Here is a 7,886-nt window from a genome sequence, read left to right on the forward strand (position 1 = left end):
CGGTTGTAGGGGAGGTAGGCCTGCTCGTAGGGGTACTTGCCCGCTTCGTCGACGTCGAGCTCGACGCCGAGTCCGGGCTTGTTCCCGGGGTGCAGGTAGCCGTCGGTCCAGGTGAACGACTGCTGGAAGACCTGGTCGGTGCGGGCGCCGTGCTGCATGTACTCCTGGATGCCGAAGTTGTGGATCGACAGTCCCAGGTGCATCGCGGCGGCCATGCCGACCGGAGAGATGTCGGTCGGCCCGTGCATGCCCGACTTGATCTGGTACATCGCCGCGTAGTCGAGCGTCTTGCGCAGTGCGGTGATGCCGCCCATGTGGGTGACGGCTCCTCGCACGTAGTCGATGAGCTGGTCGCGGATGATGTCCTTGAAGTCCCACACCGTGTTGAAGATCTCCCCGATCGCCAACGGCGTCGTGGTGTGCTGGCGCACCAGGCGCAGCGCCTCCTGGTTCTCCGCCGGCGTGCAGTCCTCCAGCCAGAACAGGTCGTACGGCTCGAGGTCTTTGCCGAGCCGGGCGGCCTGGATGGGGGTCATCCGGTGGTGGCCGTCGTGCAGCAGCGGGATGTCGGGACCGAACTCGTTCCGCACGGCCTCGAACACTCCGGGCAGGTGGTTGAGGTAGGCGCGGGTGTCCCAGTCCTCCTCCACCGGCTTCGCCCCACGGCGGGCGGGCTCGTGGTCGTACCGGACCGACGCGTCGCCGACATCGGCCCCCTGTGCGGCGATCCCGTAGATCGCCTTCAACGTCGGCACCCCGGTCTGCACGCGGATGGCCCTGTATCCCTGTTCCTGGTGGGCGCGGATCGAGTCGAACAGCTCCGGCAGTTCCTTGCCTGACGCATGCCCGTACGCCATCAGGCCGTTCCGCGACGCTCCCCCGAGCAGCTGGTAGACGGGGAGACCGGCGACCTTGCCCTTGATGTCCCACAACGCCATGTCCACTGCGGCGATCGCGGCCATCGTCACCGGGCCCCGCCGCCAGTACGCGCTGCGGTACAGGAACTGCCAGGTGTCCTCGATGCGGGACTCGTCCGCCCCGATCAGCAACGGCACCACGTGCTCGGTCAGATACGCGACGACGGCGAGCTCCCGGCCGTTCAACGTCGCATCGCCCAGCCCGGTCACCCCGTCTGCGGTCGTGATCTTCAGCGTGACGAAGTTGCGATCGGGACTCGTGACGATCACGTCAGCCCTGTCGATGGTCATCGGGTTCCTCCTGCGGCTGCGGCTGCGGGTGCGTCGGTCATGTCGGTGGCGGGTTCGCCCGCGATCAGCACCTCGCGCGGCGTGATCGCGCGCTCGCCGGGCGCCCAGTCGAACAGCAGCACGTCGGCACGGGCGCCGACCGTCCAGTGCGGGCCGTCGCCGAGGACGGATGCGGGTGCCGAGGTCGCGAGCCGCAGCGCCGCCGCCAGCGAACCGGTCAGGCGGGCGACGGTGGCGACGCCGACATCGAGGGTCTGCACAGAGCCCGCGAGGAATCCGGTCGACACGTGCCGCAGCGCTCCGTCGTCGGCGAGGTGCACGCCCCCGCCGACGGTCGAGACGCCGTCCTCCCGCAGGGCCGTGGGGGTGGCGACGGCATCGCTCACGAGGAAGACGCCGTGGTCGCGCTTCGCGGCGATCATGGTCGCGAGCGTGGCATCGGGCAGGTGGTGGCCGTCGGCGATGACACCGGCGGCGAGCCGGCGCTCGGCGAGCTGCGTCCACAGGTAGTTCGGATGCCGGGGGAGCACCGCATGCGCGCCGTTGCCGAGGTGTGTGGAGAGCGTGGCGCCGGCGTCGACGACCGCGGCGATCTCGGCATCCGTCGCGTGGGTGTGTCCGACCGCGACCCGCACGCCGTGCGCGACGAGGAAGCGCGTGGCCTCCACCGACCCCGGATGGTGCGGAGACAGGGTCACGACCCGGAGCAGGCCGGGAGCGGCGTCGAGCCAGGTCTGCAGCTCGGCGATGGCCGGGGGGCGGATGTGCGCGAGCGGATGCACGCCGCGGGGGCCGTCCTGCTCCGACAGGCTGGGACCCTCGACGTGGATGCCGGCGCCCGCGCGCGAGGGCGCGGTCGAGGTGCGCACGGCCTCGTCGATCGCACGGATGCGGGCGAGCATCTCGGCGGGCGAGGCGGTGATGACGGTCGGCAGGAATCGCGTGACGCCGTGTGCGGCGAGAGACTGTGCCATCGCCGTGATGTGGGCCGGCGAGGGCTCTGCCGCATTCGCGTCGCCGTCGAGATGGCCGTTGACCTGCAGGTCGATCAGTCCGGGTCCGATCCACGGGGCGCCGTCACCGGGGTCCGCGGTCGGGGTGAGCGCGCTGATCCGGCCGTGCTCGACGACGACCTCCAGCCCGCCCGCTCCGAGGGCGTCGCGACCGTGCAGCGTGCGCGCGGTCATCGCACCGCCTGGGCCGCCACGGCCGGTGCGGGATGCAGCAGCGATGCCGCGTCGCGGTCGACGTGCACCTCGCAGCGCGAATGCCGCCGCAGCACGGTGCACGGCCAGTGCGAGCTGATCGGCTCTTCGACCAGGGCGCGCACGGCCTCGGCCTTGCGGGCATCGGGCACGGCGCACACGAGGTGAGCGCCGTTCATCAGCGCCGGGATGGTCAGCGTCAGTGCGTGGGTGGGCACGGCCTCGAGCGTATCGAAGCAGTCGTCGTCGACCTGCTGCACGCGGCTGGCGAGGTCGAGCTGCACCACGCGCACCGGGCACGGGTCGCCGAGGTCGGCGTCGGGCGGATCGTTGAACGCGATGTGGCCGTTCACGCCGATGCCGAGGCACACCAGGTCGATGGGCCCTTCGGCGAGCAGGGCCGCGTACTCCGCGGTCGCCGCCTGGGCGCCGAGCTCGGTGCGCATGGGGTGGAACGCGGCGGGCTGCACCGCATCGACGAGGTGGGTGCGCAGCCAGTTGCCGAAGCGCTGGGGGGCCGCGGGGTCGAGATCGAGGTATTCGTCCATGTGCAGGATCGTGATGCGGTCCCACGGCACGTCGGGCTCGGCGGTGAGGGCTCGGTACACGTCGAGCTGGCTGGGGGCGGCGGCGGCGATCATCCGAGCGGTGCCGCGAGCGGCCACGGCTTCACGCAGCGTGCGCGCCGCCGATCGCGCGGCGGCAGCGCCCATCGCGGCGCGGTCGGGGTGGGCATGCAGGGCGAACGTCGTCGTGCTCATGATCCGCAAGATTAATGCAACCGCTTGCAAAGTCAAGCCCCCGAATGGGATCCGTTCCGCGTTCTCGCCGCCCCCGGGAGGAGATTCCCGAGGGTTCGCACGCGCGCAGCCACGGTGCACGGGCTTAGTGTGTGTGACGTGACAGGCAACAGGAAGACGGCATCGACGTCGGTGACGATCGGCGACATCGCCCGCGTGGCCGGCGTCTCGCGGTCGACGGTTTCCCGTGCGTTCAGCCGCCCCGAGCTGCTGAACCCCGAGACGGTGCGACGCGTCAAGGCGGCGGCCGACGAGCTCGGCTACGTCATGAACCACGCCGCGCGCGCTCTCTCCACCGGTCGGTTCGGCAACGTCGCCGTGGTCGTCCCCGACATCGCCAACCCGTTCTTCCCGCCGCTCGTGCGGCGCGTGCAGACGCTGGCCGACGCCGCCGGCTACGCGGTGTTCCTCGGCGACTCCGACGAGATCGCCGACCGCGAGGCCAACCTCACCTCGCGCCTCAGCGCCCAGGTCGAGGGCTTCGTCCTGGCCTCCCCGCGCCTCGACGAGGACCGCATCCGCGAGCTCGACGCGTCGCGCCCCGTGGTGCTCGTGAACCGCGACATCGAGGGTCTGGCGCGGGTGCTGATCGATCCGAGCGGAGGGCTCGACGAGGCTGTCGCGCACCTCCACCGCCTGGGCCACACCCGCGTGGTCTACCTGTCGGGGCCGCGCGAGTCGTGGTCGGACCAGCAGCGCCGGGCCGCCCTCGCCCGGGCCGCCGAGCGCGCGGGGCTCGAGGTCATCGTGCAGGAGTTGGGGCGCCCGAGCTCGGCCGGCGGACGCGACGCGGTCGGCGGCATCCTCGCCTCCGAGGCGACCGCTGTGATCGCCTTCGACGACGTGGTCGCCCAGGGCGTGATGGCGGGGCTCGCGCTGCGCGGCATCGACGTTCCCCGCGACATCAGCGTGATCGGATGCGACGACACCCTCGCCTCCGGCACGCACCCGGCGCTCACCACGATCTCGGCGGCGTCCGCGGCGGCGGGCGATGCGGCGGCCGAGCTGCTGCTCGGCGTGCTCGCCAGCGGGGAGCGTTCGGACGCCCGCGTGACGATCGCGACGCACCTCGTCGTCCGGGCCACCACGGAGGCGGCGCACACGATCGGCGGTTGACCATGCAACCGGTCGCATGATTTACTGTCGCCCATGCCTCGGATCGCGATCATCGGTGCCGCCCATCCGCACGTGGACTACGTGCTCGACGAGCTGACCCGCGCCGACCGCGCCGCGTTCGAGCTCGTCGGTGTGCAGGACTCCGACCCTGCTGTCGCAGAGCACCACGCCGCCCGCTTCGGAGTTCCCGCCTTCGACCGCGCCGAGGATCTGCTCGCCGAGGGCGTCGACGTCGCCGTGATCGCCGGTGTCTACGGGGCGCGTGGCGCCGATGCCGTCGCCGCGCTCCGTGCCGGTGCCCATGTGCTGGCCGACAAGCCGCTGTGCACCTCGCTCGCCGAGCTCGACGAGATCGAGGCCGTGGCCTCCGAGGTCGACCGCACCGTGAACCTGCTGCTCGAGAAGCGCGGTTACCCCGAGACGCTCGCCGCACTCGATGTGGTGCACGCCGGAGAGCTGGGCGACATCGTCGGTGTCACCTCCTCGGGCCCGCACAAGCTCAACCGCGCCCAGCGGCCGGACTGGTTCTTCGACCCGGCGCAGTACGGCGGCATCCTGACCGACCTGTCGGTGCATGACCTCGACGCCGCGCTCCTGTTCGCGCCGGCCGATGAGGGCGTGATCCGGGGAGCCGTGTCGGCACCGCTCGCCGGGACCGAGGGATTCGCGCGGTACGGCTCGGCCACCTTCACGACGCCGAACACCGTCGTCTCCGCCGAGGTGAGCTGGCTCACGCCGCAGGCCTCCGACGTGCACGGCGACTACCGGCTGCGCCTGGTCGGCACCCGCGGGACCGCGGAGATCTTCTGGGCCCGCGGCCGGGTCGAGGTCACCACCGACGATCAGCCGACCCGCGCGCTCGATCTGCCGTCGGGACGACGTCCGGCCGAAGAGGCGCTCGACGCCTTCGCCGACGGGCGCACCCCCGAGGTCGGAACGCGGGATTCGCTCGCCGCGACCCGACTCGCCCTCCTCGCCCAGGCATCCGCCGACCAGGGCGGCACCGCGCTGGCCTGGTCGCGCCCGGCCGACTGAGACTCGCTGACCGAGCCCCGCCGACTGCGCCGACACCTCTGGCATCCACCCCCACGACAGGAGACATCATGACCGAACCGCTGCGCATCGCGATCGTCGGCGCCGGGGTGATCGGTGCCGTCCACGCCCGTCTCGTCGCGGCTCTCGGCGACGCCGGCGTGCTCGCCGCGATCGTCGACGTCGACGAGGCGCGCGGGCGTGCGCTCGCCGAGCAGTACGGCGTGCCGTTCCACGCGGCGGCCGCCGAGGCCTATCGCGCCGAGAGTGTCGACCTCGCCGCGATCTGCCTGCCCAGCGCCTTCCACGCCGATGCGGTGGTCGCCGCCCTCGACGCGGGGGTGGACGTGATCGTCGAGAAGCCGATCGACGTCACGCTCGAATCCGCCGATCGGGTGCGGGCCGCCGAAGGCGCCTCCGGACGCACGGTCTCGGTCATCAGTCAGCGCCGCTTCCAGCCGGTGGCCTCCTTCATCCGCCGCTCCATCGACGAGGGCGCGCTCGGACGCGTGACATCGGGTGTCGTGGAGTCGGCGTTCTTCCGCCCGCAGGAGTACTACGAGTCCGGAGACTGGCGCGGCACCGCGGCCATCGACGGCGGCGGTGCACTCATGAACCAGGGGATCCACGCGCTGGACCTGCTGCTGTGGATGCTCGGCACCCCGGTGTCGGTGAGCGCGAAGACCGGCCGTCTCGCGCACGAGGGCATCGAGGTGGAGGATGTCGCGGGCGCCACGATCGAGTTCGAGAGCGGCGCCATCGGGCTGCTGCTCGCCAGCACCGCGGCGTACCCGGGGCTTCCGGTGCGCCTCGCCGTGCACGGCTCGCAGGGCACCGCGGTGATGGAGAACGACGGGCTCGCCTTCTTCGCCTCGGCCTCCGCCCCGCAGCCCGACGCCGACTCGCTCGTCGAGCACGACGTGCCCGAGGGATGGAGCGACGTCGACATGGCGCATCGCCGGCAGTACCTCGACGTCGTGCGCGCGATCCGCAGCGGCGGTCGCCCCGCCATCACCACCGACGACGGCCGCCGGGCGCTGCAGGTGGTGCTCGCCGTGTACGAGTCGGCCCGCACCGGTCGTCCCGTCGACCTGCACGAGTGAAAGAGGATGAGAGACATGGAAACGAAGAACGTCGCGATCGTCGGCATCGAGAACAGCCACGCCGAGGAGATCATCCGCTACCTCAACGTCGAGCGGCCGGATGACGTGCCGGTGCGTGTGGTGGCGCTCGTCGCGGGCGAGGACGACCGCACGCGCGAGCTCGCGGAACTCGGCGGCATCGAGCAGATCGTCGCGGAGTCGGGCGACCTGCTCGGCAGCATCGACGCGCTCATCGTGACCTCGCGCGACGGGGCGCTGCACCGGGCGCACGCCGTGCCGTTCCTCGAGGCGGGAACGCCGGTCTGGGTCGACAAGCCGCTGGCGGCGAGCGTCGCAGATGCGCACGAGATCGTCGCGGCGGCCGAGCGTGGCGGCACGGTGCTCACCTCGTCGTCGGCGCTGCGCTGGGTGGCCGACACCGACGCGATCGCCGAGGGCCTCGGATCGATCGGCGAGCTGCAGGCGGTCACCGTGACCGGACCCGCGGATGCGGCCAGTCCGTACAGCGGCATCTTCTTCTACGGCATCCACATCGCCGACGTGGCGCAGCGTCTCGTGCCGGGGCAGCCCGAGGACATCGACGTGCAGCGCCTGCCGGGAGGGGTCGTCGCCCGCTACCGGGTCGGCGGCGTGCTCGTCACGCTCGAGTTCATCCGCCCCGACGGCGACGGCCAGGTGCCGTTCCGCGCGACGGCTGTCGGCGGCCACGGGGTCATCAGTCGCGACATCGTGCTCGGCGCCGACTACGTGCAGCCCGGCGTGGACGCGTTCGCCGGCATGCTCGCGACGGGGGCAGCCCCGATCCCCACGGCGCAGCTGCTCGCCCCGATCGCGGTGCTGGAGACCGTCGCACGCGCCACGGCGGCCATCGCCGTCTGAGGCTGTGCAACGCGGTGCAGTGATCACGCCCCCGAAGGTCGTGGCCGCTGCGCCGCGCTCCCCGCAACCACTGACTTATCCCTGGTAATCAAACAGAAACACAACCGTTACACCCTCTTCAACGAAGAAGCTATTGTAATGCAACCGTTTGCACGTTAGCGTGAGAAACGGTTGAACCACCCGTTCATCGGGCGCCTTTCGGGCCCGTCGAGGAAGACCATGGAGGAACGAGAATGGCAAGACGCACCTTGATCGCGGCGGCCGCTTCACTGGCCGCGGTGCTGGCCGTCACCGGCTGCAGCTCAGGCACCGGGAACGACGGAGGCGACGCCGACAGCGGAGACCTCCGCGTGTGGCTCATGCAGGACTCCGTGTCCGAGGATGCGGTCGCGTGGCTCGAAGAAGAGTTCGCCGCCCAGAACCCCGGCTCCACGCTGACGGTGGAGATGCAGCCCTGGGATGACATCGTCTCCCGGCTCCAGACCTCGCTCGCGAGCGAGTCCGAGACCCCCGACATCGTCGAGATCGGCAACACCAAGACCC

Annotated in this window: 7 protein-coding genes and 1 pseudogene; 5 read left to right on the forward strand and 3 right to left on the reverse strand. The window is 71.4% G+C overall.

From position 1 onward, the window contains the following. The 3 genes from manD to ACNPM4_RS20035 all read right to left on the reverse strand — a co-directional run. The coding region (gene manD / locus ACNPM4_RS20025) for a D-mannonate dehydratase ManD (protein ID WP_448986933.1) at positions 1-1,208 on the reverse strand (1,208 nt) is incomplete at its 3' end. After that, positions 1,205-2,395, reverse strand: coding sequence for an N-acetylglucosamine-6-phosphate deacetylase (locus ACNPM4_RS20030; RefSeq protein ID WP_448986934.1), 1,191 nt, complete (start codon positions 2,393-2,395; stop codon positions 1,205-1,207). The genes ACNPM4_RS20030 and manD, both read right to left, overlap by 4 nt. Then, the gene (locus tag ACNPM4_RS20035) at positions 2,392-3,174 is read right to left on the reverse strand and encodes a 6-phosphogluconolactonase (protein ID WP_448986935.1); all 783 of its coding nucleotides are present in this window, start codon (positions 3,172-3,174) and stop codon (positions 2,392-2,394) included. Before ACNPM4_RS20035 ends, ACNPM4_RS20030 begins: the two co-directional genes overlap by 4 nt. 138 nt (positions 3,175-3,312) lie before the next feature. Here ACNPM4_RS20035 and ACNPM4_RS20040 point away from each other — a divergent pair, with 138 nt between their 5' ends. From ACNPM4_RS20040 to ACNPM4_RS20060, 5 genes and pseudogenes are all read left to right on the forward strand, one after another. Beyond that, the gene (locus tag ACNPM4_RS20040; protein ID WP_262003662.1) at positions 3,313-4,329 is read left to right on the forward strand and encodes a LacI family DNA-binding transcriptional regulator; all 1,017 of its coding nucleotides are present in this window, start codon (positions 3,313-3,315) and stop codon (positions 4,327-4,329) included. 33 nt (positions 4,330-4,362) lie between these two features. Then, positions 4,363-5,364, forward strand: coding sequence for a Gfo/Idh/MocA family protein (locus ACNPM4_RS20045; RefSeq protein ID WP_448986936.1), 1,002 nt, complete (start codon positions 4,363-4,365; stop codon positions 5,362-5,364). Between the two features lie 68 nt (positions 5,365-5,432). After that, complete coding sequence (locus ACNPM4_RS20050; protein ID WP_448986937.1) at positions 5,433-6,464, forward strand: Gfo/Idh/MocA family protein; 1,032 nt, start codon at positions 5,433-5,435, stop codon at positions 6,462-6,464. A gap of 15 nt (positions 6,465-6,479) precedes the next feature. Continuing rightward, positions 6,480-7,343, forward strand: a complete 864-nt coding sequence (locus ACNPM4_RS20055; RefSeq protein ID WP_448986938.1) for a Gfo/Idh/MocA family protein — start codon at positions 6,480-6,482, stop codon at positions 7,341-7,343. Positions 7,344-7,576: 233 nt separating this feature from the next. Beyond that, positions 7,577-7,886: pseudogene (locus ACNPM4_RS20060) on the forward strand (extracellular solute-binding protein); the annotation flags it as partial.

It is taken from the genome of Microbacterium umsixpiens, assembly GCF_053543675.1.